Consider the following 20,770-nt stretch of genomic DNA (forward strand, 5'->3'; position numbering starts at 1 on the left):
GCGGCCAGCTCTCGACTGCCGGCGACAAACCGCTGCGCCAGCTTCTCGCCGAATCGGTCGATTCTGCAGACCTGGCCAGTTTCCTAATCCGGCTGTGCATTTGCCGGGCCCGGCTTTGCCCCGCCGTAACGCTGAAGCCAGGGAAACACCGTGCTGACCTCGCTTGATCCCGCATCGCACTGGCTTGTCGGCGAGATCGCCGGCATCCACCTCTTTACCATGCTGGGGGGATTGATGATCGGCGCGGCGGCGGTGCTGCTCTATCACGCGATCGGGCGAATTGCCGGCATCAGCGGCATTCTCTTCACCGGGCTGAAAGAGGGCGGGCTGTGGCGCTGGCTGTTTCTCGGCGGTATTGTGGCGGGCGCCGGGATTGTAGCGCACCTGTTTCCCTCACTGAACATCGTCAGCCGCCCGCATCCCGGGTCCTGGGTATTGATCTTGTCCGGCTTGCTGGTTGGCTGGGGAACCCGTCAGGGCAGTGGCTGTACCAGTGGACACGGGGTCTGCGGACTTGGGCGTCTGTCGCCGCGTTCGCTGGTGGCCGTTCTGGTCTTCATGGCAGCCGGCATTTTCGCGGCGAGCCTGTTGCGCCACTGGCTGGGGGTGCCAACATGAAAACGGATCTGTCGGCGCTGGTAGCAGGGCTTTTGTTCGGCATGGGATTGATGCTGTCGGGAATGACCAATCCCGGCGAGGTGCTTGGCTTCCTCGACTGGTCCGGTGTCTGGAGCCCGGATCTGATCGGTGTGCTGGGTAGCGCCGTCCTCGTCTCGCTGATCGGCTTCCAGTTTGCGCGACGCATGGACAAGCCCTGGTTTGAGGCTGAGTTTCCGGCCTTGCCCAGGAAATCGATTGACCGGCCACTGCTCATGGGCGCCATGCTCTTTGGCGTCGGCTGGGGGCTGGCGGGCTATTGTCCCGGCCCGGCGCTTGCCGGCCTGGCGCTGGGCAACGAGGAGGTGCTCGTCTTTCTCGGCGCCATGCTCTGCGGCGGGCTACTGCAACAAGCGTGGTCGCGAAACCGGAATGACGGGTAGCTCAGGGCGCTGACCTTGATTCATGCGTCAGACGGAACAATGCACCGAAGCGTCAACCTGTCGGGGCCCTGTCTGCCCCGAAAACACGATGTTCCACCGAATTTTGGCGAGCGGATGGCTTGTCCCTTCGTGAAGTTTTAGCGTTGCTCCGCGGATACTTTTGTGCCCGGAGTTGTGGGTATTGCGGGTTTGCCATATTCGCCAAAACAGTACCCTTGGTGAATGTTGCCGGCATTCAAGAGCAAAAAAAAGGAAAGCGGGTAATATTTCCGTGTAGAGTTTTCCTGGACGAGGTCACTAACGACGGTAACAGATCACCCAGGAAGGCGGATGCCAAGAAGTGATGCGTTGATGCGGGTATATAGACCGCTTTGATCAAACTGAGAACACAGGAGCTTACCCAATGAAATCAAGAGTCAGATCCAGGACAGCCTTCGCGCTCGCCCTCATGGTTGCGACTGCTGCTCCCCCTGTTGTCGCCGCAGGCGATGGCAGCGGCACGGCCAACCCTGGCGCTGAAAAAGGCCAGCACTTCGACCCCAAGGGCACCCTGCCGTCGAAATTCACCATCGAGCTGCGCAAGGGTATCTCCGCTACCTTGCCGTTCGAGGACAAGCGTGACTTCGACGAGGCCAAGAAGGGCTTCATCGCCGAGCCACCCTACAAGAAGATCATGGCCGATGCCGGCCACGTGGCCTGGGACATGGGCAGCTACCAGTGGTTGCTGGCGGGCAAGGACTTCCAGAGCATCCACCCGTCACTGCAGCGCCAGGCCGTACTCAACATGGCCTACGGGCTCTATGAGGTCGTCCCGGGTAGGATCTACCAGGTACGCGGCTTTGATCTGGCCAACATCAGCTTCATCAAGGGCGATACCGGCTGGATCGTCTTCGACCCGCTGACGGCCAAGGAAACCGCCCGCGCCGCACTTGAACTCATCAACGAGAAGCTCGGCAAGCGCCCGGTCGTCGGCGTCGTCTACTCGCACTCGCACATCGACCACTTCGGCGGCGTGCGCGGCGTGGTCGATGAGGCCGACGTGGCAAGCGGCAAGGTCAAGATCATCGCCCCCGAGGGCTTCCTCCATGAGGCGATTTCCGAGAACGTCTTTTCGGGCAACGCCATGTCGCGCCGCACACAGTACTCGTACGCCGTGCTGCTGCCGCGTGACCCGCACGGCCACGCAGACCAGTCGATCGGCAAGAACGTGGCCAATGGCAATGTCGGTTTGATCCCGCCCAACCTGATCATCAGCAAGGACTTCGAGGAAGTGACGCTCGACGGCGTCAAGATGGTGTTCCAGAATACTCCTGACACCGAGGCGCCAGTCGAGATGAACACCTGGTTCCCGCAGTTCAAGGCCTTCTGGGCGGCGGAAAACATTACCGGCACCATCCACAACGTCTACACGCCGCGCGGCGCGCCGGTGCGCAATGCGCTGAACTGGTCGAAGCAGATCAACAACGCGCTGTGGAAATTCGGCCAGGAAGCCGAAGTGATGTTCGCCTCGCATAGCTGGCCGCGCTGGGGCAATGCGCGCATCCAGGAAGTGATGCGCGTCCAGCGCGACACCTACGCCAACCTGAACAACCAGTCGCTGCACTACGCCAACCTCGGCGTGACGGTCAACGAGATCCAGAACGTGTACAAGCTTCCCGACAGCCTGTGGAAGCAATGGCCAGCGCACAGCTACCACGGCTCGGAGCAGCACAACAGTCGCGGCGTCATCAATCGCTTCCTCGGCTACTGGGACGGCAATCCGGCTACCATCGTGCCGCTCTCGCCGAAGGATTCGGCGCCACTGTACGTCGAGATGATGGGCGGCTCGGGCAAGATCATGGCCAAGGGCAAGCAACTGATCGCCCAGGGCAAATACCGCGAGGCCACGGAAATCCTGAATCGCCTGGTCTTCGCCGAACCGCGCAACCAGCCGGCCAAGGATCTGCTGGCGGATGCCTTCGAGCAACTCGGTTACCAGAAGGAAAGCCCGACCCTGCGCAACATCTACCTGCAAGGGGCTTATGAACTGCGCAACGGGCTGCCCGGCGGCAACCCGGTCAGGACGACCGGGCCCGACGTGATCCGCGCGATGTCCACGGAGCAGTGGCTCGACTTCCTCGGCATCAGCATGGACCCGAGGAAGGCCGAGGGCATGCGTTTCACGATCAACCTGGTGACACCCGACAACGGCGAAAAATACCTGATCGAACTGAGCAATGCGACGCTGACCAACATCAAGGGCGAACAGGCGGCGAAGCCGGATCTGACGATCACGCTGAACCGCAGCGACCTCAACCAGGTGATGATGGGCGCCAGCACCTTCGACGACCTGATCAAGGCCGGCAAGGCGAAGTTCGAGGGCGACCGCAAGCCATTCGACCAACTGCGCAGCCTGATGGTGGTGTTCCATCCGAACTTCGAGATATTGCCGGGCACGGCCCCGAAAGTACCTTCAGCTGGCGGGAAGCCTTTCGAAGTGCCCGAGCTGTTGCCGCCGAACTCGGCGGGCGACTGATCGCAACATAACCACGGGGTGCGGCGGGCGCAGTTTATGGCCCGCCAAGCGTGCTGGATTGACCTGCCCCGGTTTCCCTCCCACAATGCGCAAGTCGTCGGGTCTTGCCCCGTATCGCCCAAAAGGAGCTCAAATAATGCATTCGATCCTGCGTGGCGTCGCCGCGCTATTTGCTGCAGTGCTCCTCTTGTTGGCGGCACCGGCACGTGCCGCGGACCCTCCCAAGTTCAACGCTGAGCGACTCGACCAGATGCTGGCGCCGGTCGCGCTCTTTCCCGACGCGCTGCTGTCGCAGGTGCTGATGGCATCCACCTATCCGAAGGATGTTGCGGAAGCTGCCGATTGGGCGTTCGCCAACCGCAGCCTGAAGGGTGACGATGCAGTGAAGGCGGTGCAGGACAAGCCGTGGGATCCCAGCGTGCAGTCGCTGGTTGCCTTTCCGCAAGTGCTTGCCATGCTTGGCGAAAAGCCTGAATGGGTGCAGGACCTTGGCGACGCTTTCCTGGCGCAACCGGAAGATGTCATGGATTCCGTGCAGTTGCTGCGCGCCAAGGCCAAGGATGCCGGCAACCTGAGCTCCAACGAACAACAGATCGTGACTTTTGAAGCCGGAGCGCCAGCGCGGCAAACCATCGTCGCCACGGCGCCGCCCCCACCAACCCAGATCATCACCATCGCACCGGCCAATCCGCAGGTCATTTTCGTGCCGATCTACAACCCGGTCCATGTCTTCGGCCCGTGGTGGCACCCGCTCTTCCCGCCGTTTTTCTTCCCGCCGCCAGTGCGCTGGGGATTCGGCTGGAACCCCGTCAGCACCGTTATCTGGTGGGGCGTCGGCATTGGCGTGACGTACGCGCTGTGGGGTGGCGTCGATTGGCGGCGGCGTAACGTCAATATCAACGTCAATCAGTGGAACAACATCAACGTCAATAACCGCATCAACTCCAATAACCGGAACGTAAACTGGAACCACAACCCGGGCAACCGCCGCGGTGTTCCCTATCGCGACGCCAATACGCGCGATCGCATGCAGGACAGGCTCGGCGATCGTGGCGGCCGCCAGGAGTATCGCGGCCGCGAGGATCAACGGGCGCAGGCAAGGGCTGCGCTGTCCGACCGCGTCGGCGCCGAGAATCTGGACCGCGAAGCGCTACGCAACATCGACCGCAGCCAGATTCCACAGCGGACACCGGGAGGCGACAGAACGCCGGCAGGCGACCGCGCCGCCGCCATCGACCGCGGTCAGGCCCGCGACCGGGTCGGCAACATCGACCGCAGCCAGGTTTGCAGCAACATCGATCGCAGCCGCCGGATCGGGCAGGCAACATCGATCGAAGTCAGGCCCGTGACCGCGCCAGCAACATCGACCGCAGTCAAGTGCAGGACCGGGCAGGCAACATCGATCGGAGCCAGGCCCGTGACCGCGCCAGCAATATCGACCGTAACCAGGCGCAGGACCGAGCCAGCAATGTGAACCGCAGCCAGGTTCAGGACCGTGCGAGCAACATCGATCGCAGCCGTGTGCCGGATCGGGCAGGCAACGTCGACCGCAGACAGACGCAGAACCGCAACGAAAGCGCTGCGCGAACCAATCGCGACAATGCGCTGCGTGGTGCCAACAACGGCAGGCAGACACAGCAACAGATCGACCGTGGCCGCGCAAGCCAGGCCGCCCAGCGGCACAATGCACCGCAGCGGCAAGCCAACGTTTCGCGCCCCGCAGGTGGTGCCGCCGCCCAGCGGCGCAATCAATAGGAAGAGGCCGACCATGAAAGGTCCAATGATGAGCAATCGATGGTTGCAGGCCACAACCGCGCTGATCTGCGCACTGGCAATGTCAGTCTCCTGCGCTGTCGCCGGTACGCAAAAGATTTTCGCCTCGCCGGAAATTGCAGCGGAAGCCCTGGTGGATAGTCTCGCGCGCAATGACGACGCCGAAATGCGGGCGATTCTAGGCTCCAAGGACGAACGCCTGCTGTCGCTCGATGATCTGGCAAGCGAGGATCGCCTGGCTTTTCTCGCTGCCTGGGCAAGAGGACACAGCATCCTGCGCGAAAGCGACACGCTGGCGCGCCTCGAGGTGAGCAGCGGCTGGACATTGCCGATTCCGCTTGTGCGCAGCGGCAGCGGCTGGATCTTCGATACACGGGCCGGAATGGAAGAAATGCGTACTCGCCGTATCGGACGAAATGAACTGGCTGCGATACAAACCATGTACGCCTACGTGGATGCGCAACGGGAGTACGCCGCGCAGGACCGCAACGGCGACGGCGTCCTCGAGTTTGCGCAAAAGATACTGAGTTCACCAGGCAAGCAGGACGGCCTCTCCTGGCCAACGGCTGCCGACGAGCCGGAGAGCCCGGCGGGTCCGTTGCTGGAGACGAAAGACCTGAAGGATGGCTACCATGGCTACCGGTTCAGGATTCTCAAGGCCCAGGGAAGAGCAGCACAGGGTGGCGCCCGCAACTATGTCAACGCTGGACGAATGACCGAAGGTTTCGCGCTGGTCGGATGGCCAGCCCGCTATGGCGAGACTGGCCTGGTTAGCTTCGTCGTCAACCAGGACGGAACGGTTTACCAGAAGGATCTGGGCCCGAGGTCTGCGGCCATCGCTGGCGCGATGACGCGATTCGATCCCGACGCGTCGTGGACGGCGCTGCCCGCGCCCTGATCGATCGACGCCCGCGCCGGTTATGCCGCTCGGCCGTCGATCAAGTTTGAAGGCCCGTCAGCCGTCAGCCGCGCGCCGAATCAGCTGATCGACGAGGCCAGGGTCGAGCAACCGTCCCAATGGTTATTTCGTCAGACGATGAGCTACGAAGTCTGCAGCGCGCTCAGAACTTCCAGTTGAAGTTCGCCGACATATAAAGTATGCCGATGTTGTCGTACGAACCGACCAGGTTGCCCCGACCGCCGAGAACAACCGGCAGCGGCGCCTGCTTGTTCACGTCACCGGTACCGCCGTAGATGTATTCTGCGGCGAGTCCCCAGCCGAAAGTCTTGTCGACCTGGTTCTGGCCGCCGACGCCAAAGCGCCAGCCCTGGTTGGTCGGCAGAATTGGCGATACGTTGCCTGACTGAAAGGCCGAATCATAGGCGATACCGAAATTAAGCCGCCACGGCTCGCTGATCTGGTATTGCGCGCCGACTGCGACGTGCCAGGTGTCCTTGAAATCCAGCTTGGTCGTGACGCTGGTTGGATTGTTGATGTCCGCCAAGCCGACTTCGACATCGCCGAATTTCGACCACTGCTGCCAGCCGACGTTGCCGAGCAGCGCCAGGCGGTCGTTCACCGTATGAAACACACTGCCCATCACCTGTTGCGGCACCGTGATTCCCAAGTCGACAGTAGTCCTGTTCAAGCCCCGCGCATCAAGCAGCGCGGTCAGCAATGGCCCGGTGCCGCTGAACCGCGCCTGCGGTTCGAAATCGAGTTTGACCCGCGAGCTGTAGGTCAGGCCGAAACGGGTGCCGGGGGTCGCCTCGTACATCAGGCCGAGATTGCCGCCCCAGCCCCACGTGCCGTCACTCATGCTGAGCTTGCCGTCGGCGCCGAAGATGTTGTTTATTCCTGTCTCGTTCTTCAGATAGCCGTACATCGCATTGACGCTGGCGCCAAGCGAGAGCTTGTCAGTGACGCGAAAGGCGATCGAAGGCAGCAGCGAAGCACCGATCAGGGTCGCTTGCTGAACGTAGTAGCGACCGGCCCAGTTGTCGTTATAGTCGAGCACCGAACCGAAAGTGCTGGTCGCGGCCAGGCCGAGTTTCAGATCGGGCGAGACACTGTAACTGATGAACAGACCGCCGCCCGGAAACCAGCCGTTGTTGCCAACGATATTGCCGCTGCCGTTATTGCCAAGCGCGAGCGAGCTGGCGCCACTATTGGAGAACTTCAGGTTGCTGTAGAGCAACTGCGTACCGAGCTGAACCTGGGTGCCGTCCAGCCGCACCATTCCCGCCGGATTGGTCAATACCGTGGTCGCGTCCTGCGCGCGCGCGGCGTAACCGGCGGCGGCAAGGCCCACGTCCTCGGTGCCGACTTCATAAAGAATGATGCCGCCGGCGATTGCCTTGCCGCTGGCGAGCACGCCAACAGAGAGGGCCATGGCGGCAAGCAAGGCATGCTTTGCGCGCATGCAGGCGGGAAAGGTATTCATTGAAACCCCGTTAGCTCAACTATCGTCCCCGACCGGCAGCAGACGATCGCTGGCCAGCAAAATCTCTGGAAACTAAAGACTCGCGGTACAATTTCTCAGAAGCGTCCGACGAAGGTTGCGCCGAAGAGCGGCGCCGGGTCAAAGTCCTCGTCGCTCAGCTTGTGGCCGGACGAATTTTCAACGCGCAGTTTGCCGCCGGCCACGACGCCGCCATAGAGGTGCAGCGCCATCTGGTCGGTGAAGTTGCGCGTCACGCGCACGAATACCGGCACGCCGCTCTCTTCGCCGACGCCGTTACGCGCCGGGCCGGTCTCGTTCAGGCGAAAGCGCAGCACCCGGTAGGCCACGCCGACACCGGCAGTCCAGTCGCCATCAAAGCGGTAGTCGAGTTCCAGGCCGGCCGGCCCGGTCGGGCCGCTGGGAAGAGGATTGATCAGGCGCCAGCGGTCCCCGAAGCGCCAATCGACGACCAGGAACGGGAACACGCTGGTTTTTTCGATCCCGTCGAAGACCCCGACGCCGAGGCCGAGACGATTGCCATCGTCGAAGCGCCTGGACCCGGAGAGCGTGGCGCCCCACGTCAGCGAATCGCCGGTGTCCGCCCCGTTTTCCTTGAACCAGTCCACCGAGGGCACGACTCCTACGCTCCAGCCGTCTCCGACCGCGAACGAAAGCGGTAGCGACACGCCGTAACGCTGAACAATGCCCCACGGCTCGACGCGGCCGAAAGCGCCTGAGTTGGAGAACGAATAGTCGAGGTAGTCGTAGGTGAGGGTGACACCCGCGCGGTTACCTCCGCCGAGGTCTTTGGCAACCCCACCGCGCAGGATCGCGCCGCCAACGCTGAAATCACCGCCGCGGTCGAGGTCGGCGTTGCCCTGGTAGACCGGCGTGACCGAAACGAAACTTTGCCAGTTACCCGCTTCACTCCCGTGCACAGAACCCGCGACCGCCAACAGGGTTGCCAGGACTGTCAGGGTTGGAACGCCCCAATAAGTTGAATTCATGCGGTTCTCCGTCGGTAGGGGTCAGATGGCTGAATGATAGCGTTGACCCGCGTGCAGGCGAATGGAGATTGACGGCCTGCCGGCTTTGACTGGCGTTTCTGTCGTGGCAATGGCACAAAAAAACGCCAATCCTGCCGGGTACATCGCCCGCGGAGCGTTGCGCGGCCCTTCCCGAGCGGCGACCATGGAAATCCTTGTCGCGGGCGGGGAAGGGTGCGGGCACGATGAGCAACGACGCAGACGCCTCACTCGCGGCAACCCTTCGCGACGGCCTCTGTGTGGGCGCTTGGAATGGACGTTAACCCCCTCCCGTGCCATTGGCCAATGGCTCCGCTTGACTCGGTTGCCCCGGATTGACTTCCTCAGAAAAAACCGGAACACTCGCCAAAGTGATGTTCGATCCGCTGTCCCGAGCCTTCCTACCACGCATGTACCGCAGACTTTCCAGGCAGCAGTCCAACCAGCTTGAGCAGCGCACGCTGCGAGTGTCTCTGTTCGCAATCATCGGGCTGGCGGTTGTCGGCATTGGCTACGGTCTCTACATCGGCTCCGAGGCGGTCATGCTCGACGGCTTCTATGCGCTGACCAGCCTGGTCGGTTCCGGCCTCTATCTGCTGGCCGCGCGGGTCGTCGAGAAACCGGCCGACCGGCGCTTCCAGTATGGCTACGCGCATATTGAACCGCTGGTCAACAGCTTCAACAACCTGATCCTGCTGGTCGTCCTGTTCTATGCCCTGGGCAACGGTCTCGAAGGCCTGCGTAGTGGCGGTAACAAGGTCGACACGCTCAGTGTGGTGCTCTACGGCTTGGTCAGCGCTGTCGTCTGCGCCCTCGTCTGGATCTACGAGAAGCGCGTAGCCAATCGAACCGGCTCGCAACTGGTTCGCAACGATGCTCGCGAGTGGATGATCAGCCTGGGCTTCAGCCTCGTCACGCTGCTTGGATTCGCCATGGTCTGGGTGCTGCCCGAACCCTATCGCGAGTGGTGGGCGCGCTACGCCGACAGCGCGGTAGTGGCAGTGATGGCCCTGCTGCTGCTTCCGCTGCCGGTGATGATCCTGCACAGCAATCTGCGCGAGGTGTTGCTGATCACCCATCCCGATAATGAGATCGTGCAGCGCGTTGAAGCGGTGATGCAACAGATCCGGGCCGAGCACGATATCGCCGAGTACAGCTCCCACATCGCCAAGACCGGGCGCATTCACTTCATCGAGATCAACATAGTGGTCGGGCCCGACTTCAAGCCAGGCAGCGTTCCTGAACTCGACAAGCTGCGTGCCCGAATCTGGGAGGGAATTGGCTTCCCGCTCGAGCAGGCCTGGCTCAGCATCCTGTTTACTGCCGACCGGCGCTGGAGTTGAGGGGGTCGCCCCCCTACGGGCACAAACCGAGCCAGGGGGAAATGGATTCTGTGCTCAGCCATACTGCTCTGGCGCTAGCTTCCAGGAAGCCTCTTGGGATTTGGGTTGCTGTCGTGCAAGCCGGAATGACTCGCGGAAAAGGCGCGCATGAATTTCAATCGCCTTTACCCTTGCTGGGGATCCCGGCAGGTCAGCGCGAACGATGCTGCTGTCTCGCCTGGAAGGCTTCCTGGCACTCGGGCAGGTCGAGGGCGGCACGTTGTCGCTGCATCACCCCGAAGTCGTTCCAGTAGTGCTCGCACTCCTCCAGCGTCCGCGCGCGCACTCGTCGCGTCGGCGGCGGCAAAATGCACTCCGCAATCAACTGTTCCCGGATGCCGGGCAGGACCGCGTCTCTTGCTGCCTCGCATTTCCGGTCGAGCTCGTCAAGCTGCTTCAAGGTTTGCCTGCTCTGTGCAAAGGCGGGTTGCAGCGTTGCAGAAAGCAGGAGGGCGACAAGCGTACAGAAGACATGGCTGTTCATCGATCAACTCCCTCATTGCTCTGCGCTGGTCGAAGCCCGTATCCGCGCGCGTGCGCACGCGGCCAACACCATTGGTACCGCCGGAGCGACGCCCATGGCGCTGGCCGGACAGGCCTTGTGGCTATCGTTGACTACCCTTGATATTGCCAGCGACACCACCGGCAGCGGCGCCGATCGCCAAACCAGTCCAGGCGCTGCCCCCGGCGACGGAGGCGATGCCGGCTCCGGCAACCGCACCAATAGCCGCGCCACTAACTGTTCCCTGCTGTTGTGTGCTCATGTTGGTGCAGCCGATCACACTCGACGCCGCCACGATGACCACCATCAAACGAACTCTTGTCATGTCATGCCTCCGTTATTTGTATTTCTGAAGTCCCGGTACGATGATTTCGAACCAGATGGTTTCGAGGACCGGTCGCTGTAACTTGCCGGGATTCGCGGCGTACCATTTGTCGAGCGCTGCAGTGACACTGTCAAGCGACTGGCCTTTCAAGCCCTTGGCAGTGCGCGGGATCAGACTTTGGCTATCGGGTGGCGGATTCGCCCCCTCATAGGCCACTTCGACCTGGAGTGTGTTGGCAACGCCAATGAGATACGCCTTCTTCAACTCGGCCGACGACTTGCTCCACATTTCGCCGGTGACCAGGGGAACTTCATCGGCCAGAACACTGGTCGAAGCCACAGACAACAACGCGCAGGCGCCGAACAGCGCCGCCCGAAAACCTTGTTTCATCACCATCGCACTCTCCATGAAAAAAAAACATCGAAGAAAACCACCGCCGTCCGCTTAGACTGGCCGCATTGCAGCCGCCAGCGCACCTTAAAGGCAGCCACCTGCTGAACTCTCGGCTTGGTCACAGGTTGATAAAACAAGTCCTGTTTACAAAGTATCATTGCCCTCTGCATACCTGTCAATGTCTAAATTCGGGGCAGGGAACAGTGAGAAAATATGCCGGTTGCGTCACCTCTGCGTGTGGCGTGTTACAAGGCGCAGGGGAAAAAAGCGGTGTTTGCAGAGCATTTGCAGCCGCTTGGTCGCATCCCATCCGGGCGCACCTCGTTGACTTTTCTGCTTCAGAAGACGGTTCCGTCAATCCCTAGGCGAGCGCCTTCGTCTTGAGCCGGGCGAATTCATCGGCATTGATCGTGCCCGCATCGAGCAGCGCTTTTGCGTCAGCGATTTGCTCTGCCGGTGACTTTCCGGCCACCTGCCGAATGTAGGTATCGGTATCAGACCTGGCGCGCTCGACGGCAGCGCGCTGGCGTTTGGCCATACCCCCGCCGTTGGCAATAATGTAGACCACGGCGGTCAGCATCGGGATAAAGACCAGTCCGATGATCCACACGGCCTTTGAACCTCCCCCCATTTCCGTATTGCGAAACAGGTCGGCAACAATCTGGAACAGCACCAGAAGGTAAGCGATAAAAACGAAGGATGACACGATCAGCCAGATCAAATCCCAAAAGTTGCTCATGTTAAAAAATTTCCTTGATTTAACCCAATGAATAAAACCAACCCAACGCAAGACAAAGCGTCTCCTGATTCGCCACGAAATTCAGCTGCCCAACAAAGAGGTGATGCAAGGGCTCTTTTCTTGCCGCGGCCCGCGGCGAGGCTTCGAACCATTTCGGCGAGAGCCGCCATCCGAGGGATTGTCGCGCATGCTTTCTGTATTCCGGCTCTTGGCCCGAGGCAATCACTCTGGGACGCGCGGGAATGACGGTCTGAACTCTGGCTGAGCTTCATGGCCAATCATGTGAAGCAGCTCGACGGGAAGCGTCACGGCACCTTGCGTGTTGCGCCGTGCACCCAGCCGCGCAGCAGCGACCACAGCGCACTGCCGGAGAGCATGCCAAGAATGTAGACGCCGATCATCAGCAGTGAAACGGGCATAGTCAAACTCATGCTGAACAGCGAAACCGTGACGGAGGTGAGGTTCTGGATCTTGAATAGCAGGACAACCGCCGTTGCCGCAATGATCAGAGCGATGTAAACATAGCGCATGATGACTCCTTCATTCGAATGCAGCCAGCCGGCTTGAGGAACGAATTGTAACAAACAGCCGCTCGTTGTCGGGTGCGGGAGTCTGCTCGCCAGACCTGCCGGCGACAGCAAACCGGCCAAAAAAGACCAGGCGGCAGAGTTGCCGCTGACGCGTGAATGCGAAGCGCACCCGGTTCACCAGAAACACGCCCATCGCTCCTGCCGCCGGGTCCGATGTGAGCCTTGGTCATGCCTTCGCTGTTTCAGCGCCTGTCCAAGCGCTTATGGCCGCGCATGTTTACCGGGGGGCCTTGATCGCGTTCAATACCCGTTCGCCATCGGCGCGGTGTACATCGAGCATGCCGCCGCTGATGGTCCACACCTTGACGGACTCCAGCGCCGCCAGAAATTCGCGCTCCTGCTGCATCACGCCTTCAGCAGAGCAGGCCTTGCGCGTGCTGACTACGGGCCCGATGGCGAGCCGGTTTCCCTCGCTGGTGTAGGCTGCGCGGTAGGTATTGCAGCCGCTGCTACCGTGAACCTGGCCCTGGTCAAAAGTCATACGCAGGGTGGTCCCGAGCAAGGGACCGACGACCGCATGCCGGCCGTTGTTGAAACCGGTCACGCTCCAGGTGACGCCCAGCAGCGTCGGTGCAGGCTCGGCCTGAAAAACCAGCGGCACGCCTGAAACCGGGGTCAACGTCAGCCCGTCACCGCTGATTGCATAGCGCAGGGTGCCGGTCAATGCGCCCAGGAAGGCTTTCTCGATTGCCATCTGCGGTTCGGGGCAGGCCATCATGGTTCCCGCCAGTGGGCCGATAACCACGCTGTCGCGATCGAGGGTGAACGTGCCCATGTACCGGTTGCAGCCGGAGAAGCCGCTGACCTGGCCACCCTCAAAGCGCGCTGTCACGGGAGGCGTTTTCGTACCGGCCAGATCTGCCCCCTGAGTGCCGGGGGCAGCAAGCTGCCACGTTGGCCCTTGCAGAGCGAGTGGCGCGGGCGCACTCGCACTGGGCGAAGCCGGGATACGACAACATCCGGCGAGCAACCGGGCATCGGGTAGCGAAACCCGCACCATCACCGGATGCTGCGTGTCCGACATGCCGTCACTGCAAGCCGACTCGCGAAGAAAGGCGACCAGTTCACCGCCCTTGCCGGAAGCGGGTTGGCCGCGCCAGGCGCGTTCCTTCAGTGCATCGAGGCGCGTCTCGCGCCCCCGGTAGTCGAGCGGCTTGCGCTCCGGCAGCATCAGTTGTGCCCGCCCTCGTTCGCTGAATTGCAGGCTCCACGACGGCTCATTGCCAAAACAGATCAACTGTGGCCCGCCGGCAATGGCAGCAACCGGAGCAAATGCCGAAGCCATAAGGACCAGGGTCCGCACGTAGGCTTTAAACATGTTTCGCTTTTCCTGAAAAATTGTACGGGGGTATTGTACCTGTGGTTCGATAGACCAGAATAATCGATGGTTGACAGGCGTGGGGCCGGGTATCCCACCCTGGTGCCGTCTTTTCATGGGCAGGTCTGCAAGCTGTACTGCCGAGTCTGGCCCATGCGCCGGTGGCGGTTCTTTCCCGACCTGCCAGCACCCGCCAGCGGGTTTGCAGCCGGCGTCGATCCTCGCCTTGGCGGTCGGCGATTTCGCCGATCGATCCGCTGCTCCGGGCGATCTCGCCGGTGATCCGCGCCACCTCATGGGCATCGTCCGAGCCTTGACCAGGCGGGCATTGACGCGGTCCGCCATCGCGCCCGGCGTTTGCTGTTCATCTGCCCGCCGTCAACCGCAGGCCGGCGAGCGCGTTGTATGCTGGGTGGCCAGGCGCTGATCCTGGTTTCGCCCAGGGAAGCATGGGCCAACTCGTGATCCTTGGCTGGTTCGCGAACGCTTTGCGGGAAGTTGGCGTCCACTGACGCCTGACAGGCGGGAGCACGGCTTGTCCTGGGGGTGCGTCTGGTTTCCCTGTTTGCTGTGGCGTGTTCAGAGACCGCCAGCCGCGGCTTGATCCGCCATCAAACCGAAACCTGGGGAAGCCATCATTTCTGCCGAACCGCTTGAGCATCCACCGAACTGATCACTGACCCTGAATGGCCACCTGGCCATCCTGACAATCGAGAGTACCGAGTGCTCTCCCCGGCGCGGGAAACCCGCGCTACCGATGAATCTTCCCGACCGATTGTTGGCCACCAGCGCCCAAGGAGCATGGCAAGCAGGTGGCTTCAATACCGACGGGAAAGCGCATCCACGGAGGTGAACCAATAATGTCCAAGAAACTGTTTTCCCGCTATTCGCTCGGCGCACAGGCGCTGCCCAACCGCGTCGTCATGGCGCCGATGAACCGTAACCGTGCCAGCGACTGGCACCTCGCGCCGACGGCGATGACTGCCAGATACTACGCACAGCGCGCTTCGGCCGGCCTGATCATCGCCGAAGGGACACCTGTCTCGCCGCAGGCGCGCGGCTGCGCTCGTACCCCTGGCATCTACAGTGCGGCGCAGATCGCCGGTTGGCAGAACGTGACCCGCGCGGTGCATCGCGAAGGCGGCCGCATTTACCTGCAGCTCTGGCATGTTGGCCGCGTCGGTCACTGCAGCCTGCGCGCCGATGGCTCGCCACCGGTTGGGCCGAGCACGGTTTGTCTGGAGAACGACCGCGTACCGATACTCACGGGCAGCCGTGAGCCGGTACTGGCTCCCTGCGACCCGCCGCGGGCGCTGACTACCGGCGAGGTCAAGGCGATCGTCGCTGATTTCGCGCGAGCTGCCGACAACGCGATGGCAGCGGGTTTCGACGGTGTCGAAATCCACGCCGCGAATGGCTATCTGTTCGATCAGTTCCGTTGCCCCTACCTCAACGACCGTAGAGATGAGTACGGCGGGGCCACCAGCGGGCGCTGGCGCTTTCTCATCGAGACGGTCGAGGCTGTCACCGCCACCGTCGGCAAGGAGCGTGTCGGCGTCCGAATTTCGCCGCTTGGGACGGCGCACGAGATGCAGTTCGACCCGGCGCCCCTTTTTACTTACGGCTATCTCGCCTGCCAGCTCGACCGGCTGGGGATTGGCTATCTCCACGTCTATGACCAGTCCGGCAGCTGGATGCACGACCCGCAAAGTGATCTCCTGCAACACTTGCGGGCCTGCTACTCGAAGACGATGATCCTCTGCGGTGGCTTCGATCGTGAGCGCGCGGAGGCTGCCCTGCGAGCGGACTGCGGCGACCTGATCGCTTTCGGCAAGCATTTCATTGCCAATCCCGACCTAGTCGAACGTCTGCGAATCGAGGCGCCGCTGGCGCCGTGGAACTCGGCGACGATCTACAAGGGTGGTGCCAAAGGGTATGTCGATTACCCCACGCTGGAGGAGGAAGCGGTCAGCGTGATGTGAATCCCTCTACGAGAGGTCCGGCTGGCGGCCTTATTATGGCGAAAAACGGTCTCCCGATACCAAAGTTGGGCGTAGAGGCAAGCTTGCCATGCTGCAAGCCGCCCGGCGCAATCGCAGATGAAGGAGTACTCATGAAAACGAAGACGGTTGTTTTCCTGCTTGTCAACCTGCTCACCGCTATCGCATTTACAGGGATCGGCATGGCGCAAGCCCAAAGCAGTGCCGTTGCAGCCCCGGCCAGCATCAGCACCGTCTACACCGGGGATGTGATCAATGGCAAGAAAGTGGTGAGTTCTCTGAACACCAGTGATCTGGCGCCTGGCAAGAAGCACCTCCTGTACTTCCAGGGTGTGCAGATGTCCACCGGGCAGTACTGGTACGTGTCGGTGATCGTCGCCAAGGGGGCTAAGCCCGGTAAGCGCTTTACCCTGACGAGCGGGGTACATGGCGACGAGATGAGTTCGGTGCACACCGTGCAAACGGTCATGAACCAGTTGAACCCCGCTGAAATGTCGGGCACGGTGATGGCGGTGCTGGACATTGCACGCCCTGCAATGGAAAGCATGCAGCGCCGCTGGCCAAGTTCCGGGCGCGGCTTCGAGCTGACCGACATGAACCGCGAATGGCCCGGCAATGAAAATGGCTTCAGTGCCGTCAGCCGCCAGGCCGGGCTGGTGTTCAACCGGCTGCTGAAGCCCAATACCGACCTGGCCATCGACTTCCATACCGGCACCACCGGCCTGGACGCAGCCGCCTTTCACATCGGTGACATGCGCATCCCGGACGTGAAGACCATGATGATGCTCTACCCCGTTCCGGCGATCTGGGACAACCCGGTCTACCCTGGTGTGCTGCACAACGCCTACATCGATGCGGGCATTCCCTGTTTTACGCCCGAGGTGGGTGTGGCGCGGCGGCTGGATCTCGACATGATTCCGATCTTCGTCGAAGGCACGATGAACGTCTTCAAGCACTACGGCATGGTTCCCGGGGCGATCGGACGCACCGCAGTCGATGCCAATGTCTACATCGGGAAGAATGCGATTCCCGTGCTGACCACCCACGGTGGATTCATCGAATTGTTGGTCAAACTGAATACCAAGGTCACGCCAGGACAAAAGGTCGCCATCCAGCGCAACGCTTTCGGCGAAGTGGTGGCGGAATACAGCAGCCCGGTCAACGGCCTTATCGGTGGCCTGCGCAGCGACGCCACGTCGGAGCCCGGCAATGTGCTGCTCTTCATCCTGGCCGATGCTGCGCCGGTGTCCGGCGCAGCCCCTTATTCAGAGTAGTCAGCGGTACCCAGGTCGACAGATCATGCGCAGCCAGGATTGGAAGCCGTTTGTCGAGCGGCGGCTCTCTCGGCCACAGGCGGAAATGCAGACCTGCACGCAATACAGGCCATTCATGGACGTCCACAGTTTTCGTCAATCAGGAGTCGGGCAGGCCCGTAAAGAGTCCTGGCCGAGTCGCCTGGTGCGGCTGGGCAAACGCTATTTTGCGATGGCGCATCGCGACGACCTGGCCGACAGTTGTGCGCTAGCCGCACTGGCATCTGATGCGGCAAGAAGTAGTCCTGGTTTCAAGAAGGTCTACGAGGCCACGCCGGATGAGGAAGTGCTGACCAGCGCGGAGGTGCCCGATCATACAGGAAACTGAAACGACGCCGCTCGAACAGACGAGCATCGCTGCTGTGACCATAATCTATCAGTGAACGGAGGACCTTGATCATGGATGCCATGCTGCTGACGCATGCACGCCAATATGTTGGCCCCGGAGCGGTTCCAGTATTACTCCGAGAGCAACCCCGGCTGGTTTGTCACGATGCCGGCTTTGTCGACCCGGACGTTGCCCGGAATTTGAAATCGCGCATGCGGGCGCCGTGGCGCTGCGCGGGCAAACACCTGATGCTATTACCGAAGAGTTGAAAGAACGCGGGCTCACGATCGGTGCCGTGGTTTCCAACGATGTCTTTCCCAATACGCCGTTGCCAATAGAAGAGGTCTCGCTTGAAACGCTGCGCCAGAGCGTAGAGGCCCTGCTCGTCTTTCCGTATCGTCTGACGCAACTGCTGTTGCCGCCGATGAAACTGGCGCGTCGCGGCACCTTCGTCTTCATCACATCGGCGCGTTATCTGCAGCCGGAACCAGGGTTCTCCGTCGCCACCTCGGTGCGTGCCGGGACAACGGCCTTCGCCCTGGCGCTGGCGAAAGAGGCAGCGCCATTCGGGATACAGGTGAACGTTGTGGCACCGAACTACCTCTACAGCGAAGCCTATTACCCGCGTGCGCGATTCATCGACGACCCTGCCGGACGCGGGGAGATCGCGAGCAAGGTTCCCATGGGGCGTCTCGGCAAGCCGCAGGAAATCGGGGAGTTGATCGCATTCCTGGCATCCGGGCGTTCCCCATTTACCACCGGTCAGGTTGTCAATTTCACCGGCGGATGGCCATAGGTCAGAAGAGGTCGCGCCGCAAGCGGGCGTCCCCGCCAAGGCCTTCGTCACCCTGCTGCCGTCGCTCGCTTCGGCCGAGGCGCCAGCCCTGTGTTCCTAGCTCCCGCCGTGCCTGACGCTGGCGGAAAAGAGGTTGATGACGGCCACGCCCGAGGCGATCAGCACGATGCCGATGAGCGCGGGCGCATCCAGTGCCTGGCCGAAGAACAGGTAGCCGACCAGCGTGATCAGGGCCACGCCGGCGCCGGCCCAGACCGCGTAGGCAATGCCGACAGGCAGCGTCTTCAGGGTGAGTCCCAGGAAGTAGAAGGCGATCACATAGGTAACGACGACAATCGCCGATGGCAGCAATTTGGTGAAACCTTCCGAGCTCTTGAGGAAGGAGGTGCCGATTACCTCGGCGACGATGGCAATCGCCAGGTAGGTCCAGTGCGACATGTGGGTGTTTCTCCAGGATGACCAGGGAAGGGCGCCTACCACTTGCTGCCGGGGAAGGAGTCCGGCCGTTGCCGCCCTGCGCCGCCGGCACGTTGAGATTGCTTCAGGCGACCATCCCGAAGCCCAGCGAACGAACCCTTTCGCGGAACCTGGTGAGCTGGTTGGTGCGAACCACCAGCGTCCTGGGCCCGGCGCGCAGACACAGCGAGGACGTTTCCGGGCGGCCGGCAATCTCCGCGGCGATTTCCGGGTCGCGGCACTCGATCAGCAGGGCGCTGCCCAGCGTCTTCAGCGCCTTGCCATTGTGCTCGCAAAGCCTGATGAACGATTCGACCGGCGCGGGCAGCGGCAGGCCACCGGTGCTTTCAAGAAAGCCCTTCAGTTCGGCGATGTCGTGACCTTTCTCGATCGCGGACAGCGACTTTTCGCGGTCGAGCTGCCAGGTGCCGGCCTGCACCGGGATTGCCCAGTTGTCGAGCAGCAGCGTTTCCTCGGCCGCCAGGACACCTCGCACGACTTCGACGTACAGCCCCGGGGAGAACGACAAGGCGACGCTGCTGGCGACGGCCGGCGGCTGGTAGGCCGCCTCGCGACCAAGCAGGTACGCCCCGAGCGGGGTCACACGAAAAGCGCTGAGGCCGTCGTAGCGGCTGAGGAAGGACAGATCGTCGGCACCCCACAGACCGCCATAGTCAGCGCGCGCCTGGGCGGGATGAAAGTAGGCGACATCCACCAGGCCGAGCGTTGCCGCGTACTCGAACAGAAAGGCGAGGATGTAGCGATCCTGAAGGATGTTCCAGCCGCCCGATCCGTCATAACCGAGGCTGCCATACTGGCGTTCGCAGATGTAGAGCTTCCAGGCATCGTGGGTCACGGCAAAGACCCGATCTGTCGCCCGCATGAAGCGCGAGAACTCCTCAACGGCGATCCACCGGCCGATCGGGCACGCCTGCAAGGTGGCTTCAATGGCCGCCCGCCGGGGAGCGACGGCGGTCATCACCCGCCCCTTGGAGTTCTGTCCCTTGATCGCGTCGACGCGGCTGAATTCGTCCAACACGGTGGTTTTCAGCCACTTCTGCCATAGCCCGCGCAGCACCTGGGCCGGCTGCATGCTGAGGGCCTTGACGCCGCCCGGGCTGAGTTGCAGTCTGCCTGCCACGCCAACCGCCAGACCGCCGGCCTGCAACAGCATGGGCCAGGCAAAGGCCTTGATCGGGCCGATTTCCTGGTCCCACTCGTTCCGTTTCTCTTCCGCGGCGTAATAGTCGCCACCGGCCAGCTTGTCGCTGAGCAGGCGCTGCGTGGCACTGCCCGGCAGTGCCGTTTTGTCGCTGACCTGCACGCGCGCCTGCTCGATGGTGCGCAACATGATGACTGCTTCCTGCAAGGCTTCGCGTTCGGTCAGGCGCACGATCAAGCGCGGGTTTTCCGGCAGGGCTTCCGAGGCCTCGATGCCGGGCGGTGCGGGGAGCGGCACGAATGCTTGCAGGCGGGGCCGCAGGTCGGTCGGCACCACGTAGCGCGCCTCATCCGGCGAGTACTGGATGAACAGGCACAAGGCCGTCCTCTTGCCCTTGGAATAGCCGTACGACTTTGCCGCCACCACGTGAAAGGCCGGTGCGCGCTGGTACCTGGCGCGAAACCGCCGATCGGAATACTCGCCGAGCGGGTGGTGCGCTGCTTCGGCGACGGCCGCCTGCTGCGTCTCGTCAAGCGCCGACCAGATTGCCTTCAGTTCAGGGCCGAGCATGGCGACGACGATTCGTTCGATCAGGTCGTCCTTGCGCGCGGTTGTTGCGCCGCTCGGCAGGTAGCTCACCAGCTCCTTCAACTGCGGCACAGTGAGGTATCCCAGCGCTTCTCTCAGATTCATCGACATCTCCAGTCCCCCGGCAACGGAGGCGAGATC

Annotated in this window: 22 protein-coding genes; 11 read left to right on the top strand and 11 right to left on the bottom strand. The window is 62.0% G+C overall.

From position 1 onward, the window contains the following. The first annotated feature begins 150 nt into the window (after positions 1-150). The 6 genes from V5B44_RS10210 (at position 151) to V5B44_RS10235 (ending at position 6,226) form a co-directional block, all read left to right on the top strand. A complete protein-coding gene (locus V5B44_RS10210; protein ID WP_332358932.1) occupies positions 151-618 on the top strand; it encodes a YeeE/YedE family protein in 468 nt (155 codons plus the stop codon). Next, entirely contained in the window at positions 615-1,040 is a 426-nt protein-coding gene (locus V5B44_RS10215) for a YeeE/YedE family protein (protein ID WP_332358933.1), read from the top strand. Before V5B44_RS10210 ends, V5B44_RS10215 begins: the two co-directional genes overlap by 4 nt. Before the next feature lie 403 nt (positions 1,041-1,443). Beyond that, positions 1,444-3,555, top strand: coding sequence for an alkyl/aryl-sulfatase (locus V5B44_RS10220; protein ID WP_332358934.1), 2,112 nt, complete (start codon positions 1,444-1,446; stop codon positions 3,553-3,555). A gap of 136 nt (positions 3,556-3,691) precedes the next feature. Continuing rightward, on the top strand, positions 3,692-5,029 hold the full coding sequence (locus V5B44_RS10225) for a DUF3300 domain-containing protein (protein ID WP_332358935.1): 1,338 nt from the start codon (positions 3,692-3,694) through the stop codon (positions 5,027-5,029). Then, a complete protein-coding gene (locus V5B44_RS10230) occupies positions 5,026-5,310 on the top strand; it encodes a hypothetical protein (RefSeq protein WP_332358936.1) in 285 nt (94 codons plus the stop codon). The genes V5B44_RS10225 and V5B44_RS10230 overlap by 4 nt, the downstream gene beginning before the upstream one ends. Before the next feature lie 25 nt (positions 5,311-5,335). After that, on the top strand, positions 5,336-6,226 hold the full coding sequence (locus V5B44_RS10235) for a DUF2950 domain-containing protein (protein ID WP_332358937.1): 891 nt from the start codon (positions 5,336-5,338) through the stop codon (positions 6,224-6,226). A gap of 163 nt (positions 6,227-6,389) precedes the next feature. On the opposite strand, the gene V5B44_RS10240 is transcribed toward V5B44_RS10235, so the two are convergent. Together V5B44_RS10240 and V5B44_RS10245 are read right to left on the bottom strand one after the other, a co-directional pair. Further along, positions 6,390-7,712: an OmpP1/FadL family transporter gene (locus V5B44_RS10240; RefSeq protein ID WP_332358938.1), complete on the bottom strand. Its 1,323-nt coding sequence runs from the start codon at positions 7,710-7,712 to the stop codon at positions 6,390-6,392. Positions 7,713-7,807: 95 nt separating this feature from the next. Beyond that, positions 7,808-8,668, bottom strand: coding sequence for a hypothetical protein (locus V5B44_RS10245; RefSeq protein ID WP_332358939.1), 861 nt, complete (start codon positions 8,666-8,668; stop codon positions 7,808-7,810). Between the two features lie 479 nt (positions 8,669-9,147). On the opposite strand from V5B44_RS10245, the gene V5B44_RS10250 reads away from it, so the two are divergent. After that, positions 9,148-10,080, top strand: a complete 933-nt coding sequence (locus V5B44_RS10250; protein WP_332358940.1) for a cation diffusion facilitator family transporter — start codon at positions 9,148-9,150, stop codon at positions 10,078-10,080. 190 nt (positions 10,081-10,270) lie between these two features. Here V5B44_RS10250 and V5B44_RS10255 read toward each other — a convergent pair whose 3' ends face one another. From V5B44_RS10255 to V5B44_RS10285, 7 genes are all read right to left on the bottom strand, one after another. Further along, the gene (locus V5B44_RS10255) at positions 10,271-10,603 is read right to left on the bottom strand and encodes a hypothetical protein (protein WP_332358941.1); all 333 of its coding nucleotides are present in this window, start codon (positions 10,601-10,603) and stop codon (positions 10,271-10,273) included. Positions 10,604-10,724: 121 nt separating this feature from the next. Further along, positions 10,725-10,946: a YMGG-like glycine zipper-containing protein gene (locus V5B44_RS10260; RefSeq protein ID WP_332358942.1), complete on the bottom strand. Its 222-nt coding sequence runs from the start codon at positions 10,944-10,946 to the stop codon at positions 10,725-10,727. A gap of 12 nt (positions 10,947-10,958) precedes the next feature. After that, entirely contained in the window at positions 10,959-11,342 is a 384-nt protein-coding gene (locus tag V5B44_RS10265) for a hypothetical protein (RefSeq protein WP_332358943.1), read from the bottom strand. A gap of 358 nt (positions 11,343-11,700) precedes the next feature. Further along, a complete protein-coding gene (locus tag V5B44_RS10270; RefSeq protein ID WP_332358944.1) occupies positions 11,701-12,078 on the bottom strand; it encodes an SHOCT domain-containing protein in 378 nt (125 codons plus the stop codon). Between the two features lie 305 nt (positions 12,079-12,383). Further along, positions 12,384-12,608: a DUF1049 domain-containing protein gene (locus tag V5B44_RS10275; RefSeq protein ID WP_332358945.1), complete on the bottom strand. Its 225-nt coding sequence runs from the start codon at positions 12,606-12,608 to the stop codon at positions 12,384-12,386. A gap of 10 nt (positions 12,609-12,618) precedes the next feature. After that, a complete protein-coding gene (locus V5B44_RS10280) occupies positions 12,619-12,801 on the bottom strand; it encodes a hypothetical protein (RefSeq protein WP_332358946.1) in 183 nt (60 codons plus the stop codon). Positions 12,802-12,885: 84 nt separating this feature from the next. Further along, on the bottom strand, positions 12,886-13,986 hold the full coding sequence (locus V5B44_RS10285; protein ID WP_332358947.1) for an META domain-containing protein: 1,101 nt from the start codon (positions 13,984-13,986) through the stop codon (positions 12,886-12,888). Positions 13,987-14,846: 860 nt separating this feature from the next. Here V5B44_RS10285 and V5B44_RS10290 point away from each other — a divergent pair. From V5B44_RS10290 to V5B44_RS10305, 4 genes are all read left to right on the top strand, one after another. Continuing rightward, positions 14,847-15,968, top strand: a complete 1,122-nt coding sequence (locus V5B44_RS10290; protein ID WP_332358948.1) for an alkene reductase — start codon at positions 14,847-14,849, stop codon at positions 15,966-15,968. Between the two features lie 131 nt (positions 15,969-16,099). Further along, on the top strand, positions 16,100-17,260 hold the full coding sequence (locus V5B44_RS10295) for a M14 family metallopeptidase (protein ID WP_434735432.1): 1,161 nt from the start codon (positions 16,100-16,102) through the stop codon (positions 17,258-17,260). 85 nt (positions 17,261-17,345) lie between these two features. Further along, the gene (locus V5B44_RS10300; RefSeq protein ID WP_332358949.1) at positions 17,346-17,627 is read left to right on the top strand and encodes a hypothetical protein; all 282 of its coding nucleotides are present in this window, start codon (positions 17,346-17,348) and stop codon (positions 17,625-17,627) included. Positions 17,628-17,850: 223 nt separating this feature from the next. Beyond that, positions 17,851-18,423, top strand: coding sequence for an SDR family oxidoreductase (locus V5B44_RS10305; RefSeq protein WP_332358950.1), 573 nt, complete (start codon positions 17,851-17,853; stop codon positions 18,421-18,423). 96 nt (positions 18,424-18,519) lie between these two features. On the opposite strand, the gene V5B44_RS10310 is transcribed toward V5B44_RS10305, so the two are convergent. Together V5B44_RS10310 and V5B44_RS10315 are read right to left on the bottom strand one after the other, a co-directional pair. Further along, the gene (locus tag V5B44_RS10310) at positions 18,520-18,861 is read right to left on the bottom strand and encodes a DMT family transporter (protein ID WP_332358951.1); all 342 of its coding nucleotides are present in this window, start codon (positions 18,859-18,861) and stop codon (positions 18,520-18,522) included. Positions 18,862-18,964: 103 nt separating this feature from the next. After that, positions 18,965-20,734: a hypothetical protein gene (locus V5B44_RS10315; protein WP_332358952.1), complete on the bottom strand. Its 1,770-nt coding sequence runs from the start codon at positions 20,732-20,734 to the stop codon at positions 18,965-18,967. Positions 20,735-20,770 lie beyond the last annotated feature (36 nt).

It is taken from the genome of Candidatus Accumulibacter necessarius, assembly GCF_036625085.1.

What these genes read in the sequence shown, in the direction of transcription:
- V5B44_RS10235 (WP_332358937.1), top strand. Translation starts at nt 5,336, where the DNA reads ATGATGAGCAATCGATGGTTGCAGGCCACAACCGCGCTGATCTGCGCA.
- V5B44_RS10315 (WP_332358952.1), bottom strand. Translation starts at nt 20,734, where the DNA reads ATGAATCTGAGAGAAGCGCTGGGATACCTCACTGTGCCGCAGTTGAAG.
- V5B44_RS10225 (WP_332358935.1), top strand. Translation starts at nt 3,692, where the DNA reads ATGCATTCGATCCTGCGTGGCGTCGCCGCGCTATTTGCTGCAGTGCTC.
- V5B44_RS10290 (WP_332358948.1), top strand. Translation starts at nt 14,847, where the DNA reads ATGTCCAAGAAACTGTTTTCCCGCTATTCGCTCGGCGCACAGGCGCTG.
- V5B44_RS10220 (WP_332358934.1), top strand. Translation starts at nt 1,444, where the DNA reads ATGAAATCAAGAGTCAGATCCAGGACAGCCTTCGCGCTCGCCCTCATG.
- V5B44_RS10270 (WP_332358944.1), bottom strand. Translation starts at nt 12,078, where the DNA reads ATGAGCAACTTTTGGGATTTGATCTGGCTGATCGTGTCATCCTTCGTT.
- V5B44_RS10310 (WP_332358951.1), bottom strand. Translation starts at nt 18,861, where the DNA reads ATGTCGCACTGGACCTACCTGGCGATTGCCATCGTCGCCGAGGTAATC.
- V5B44_RS10275 (WP_332358945.1), bottom strand. Translation starts at nt 12,608, where the DNA reads ATGCGCTATGTTTACATCGCTCTGATCATTGCGGCAACGGCGGTTGTC.
- V5B44_RS10285 (WP_332358947.1), bottom strand. Translation starts at nt 13,986, where the DNA reads ATGTTTAAAGCCTACGTGCGGACCCTGGTCCTTATGGCTTCGGCATTT.
- V5B44_RS10280 (WP_332358946.1), bottom strand. Translation starts at nt 12,801, where the DNA reads ATGGGCGTGTTTCTGGTGAACCGGGTGCGCTTCGCATTCACGCGTCAG.
- V5B44_RS10300 (WP_332358949.1), top strand. Translation starts at nt 17,346, where the DNA reads ATGCAGACCTGCACGCAATACAGGCCATTCATGGACGTCCACAGTTTT.
- V5B44_RS10265 (WP_332358943.1), bottom strand. Translation starts at nt 11,342, where the DNA reads ATGGTGATGAAACAAGGTTTTCGGGCGGCGCTGTTCGGCGCCTGCGCG.
- V5B44_RS10255 (WP_332358941.1), bottom strand. Translation starts at nt 10,603, where the DNA reads ATGAACAGCCATGTCTTCTGTACGCTTGTCGCCCTCCTGCTTTCTGCA.
- V5B44_RS10215 (WP_332358933.1), top strand. Translation starts at nt 615, where the DNA reads ATGAAAACGGATCTGTCGGCGCTGGTAGCAGGGCTTTTGTTCGGCATG.
- V5B44_RS10250 (WP_332358940.1), top strand. Translation starts at nt 9,148, where the DNA reads ATGTACCGCAGACTTTCCAGGCAGCAGTCCAACCAGCTTGAGCAGCGC.
- V5B44_RS10295 (WP_434735432.1), top strand. Translation starts at nt 16,100, where the DNA reads ATGAAAACGAAGACGGTTGTTTTCCTGCTTGTCAACCTGCTCACCGCT.
- V5B44_RS10260 (WP_332358942.1), bottom strand. Translation starts at nt 10,946, where the DNA reads ATGACAAGAGTTCGTTTGATGGTGGTCATCGTGGCGGCGTCGAGTGTG.
- V5B44_RS10240 (WP_332358938.1), bottom strand. Translation starts at nt 7,712, where the DNA reads ATGAATACCTTTCCCGCCTGCATGCGCGCAAAGCATGCCTTGCTTGCC.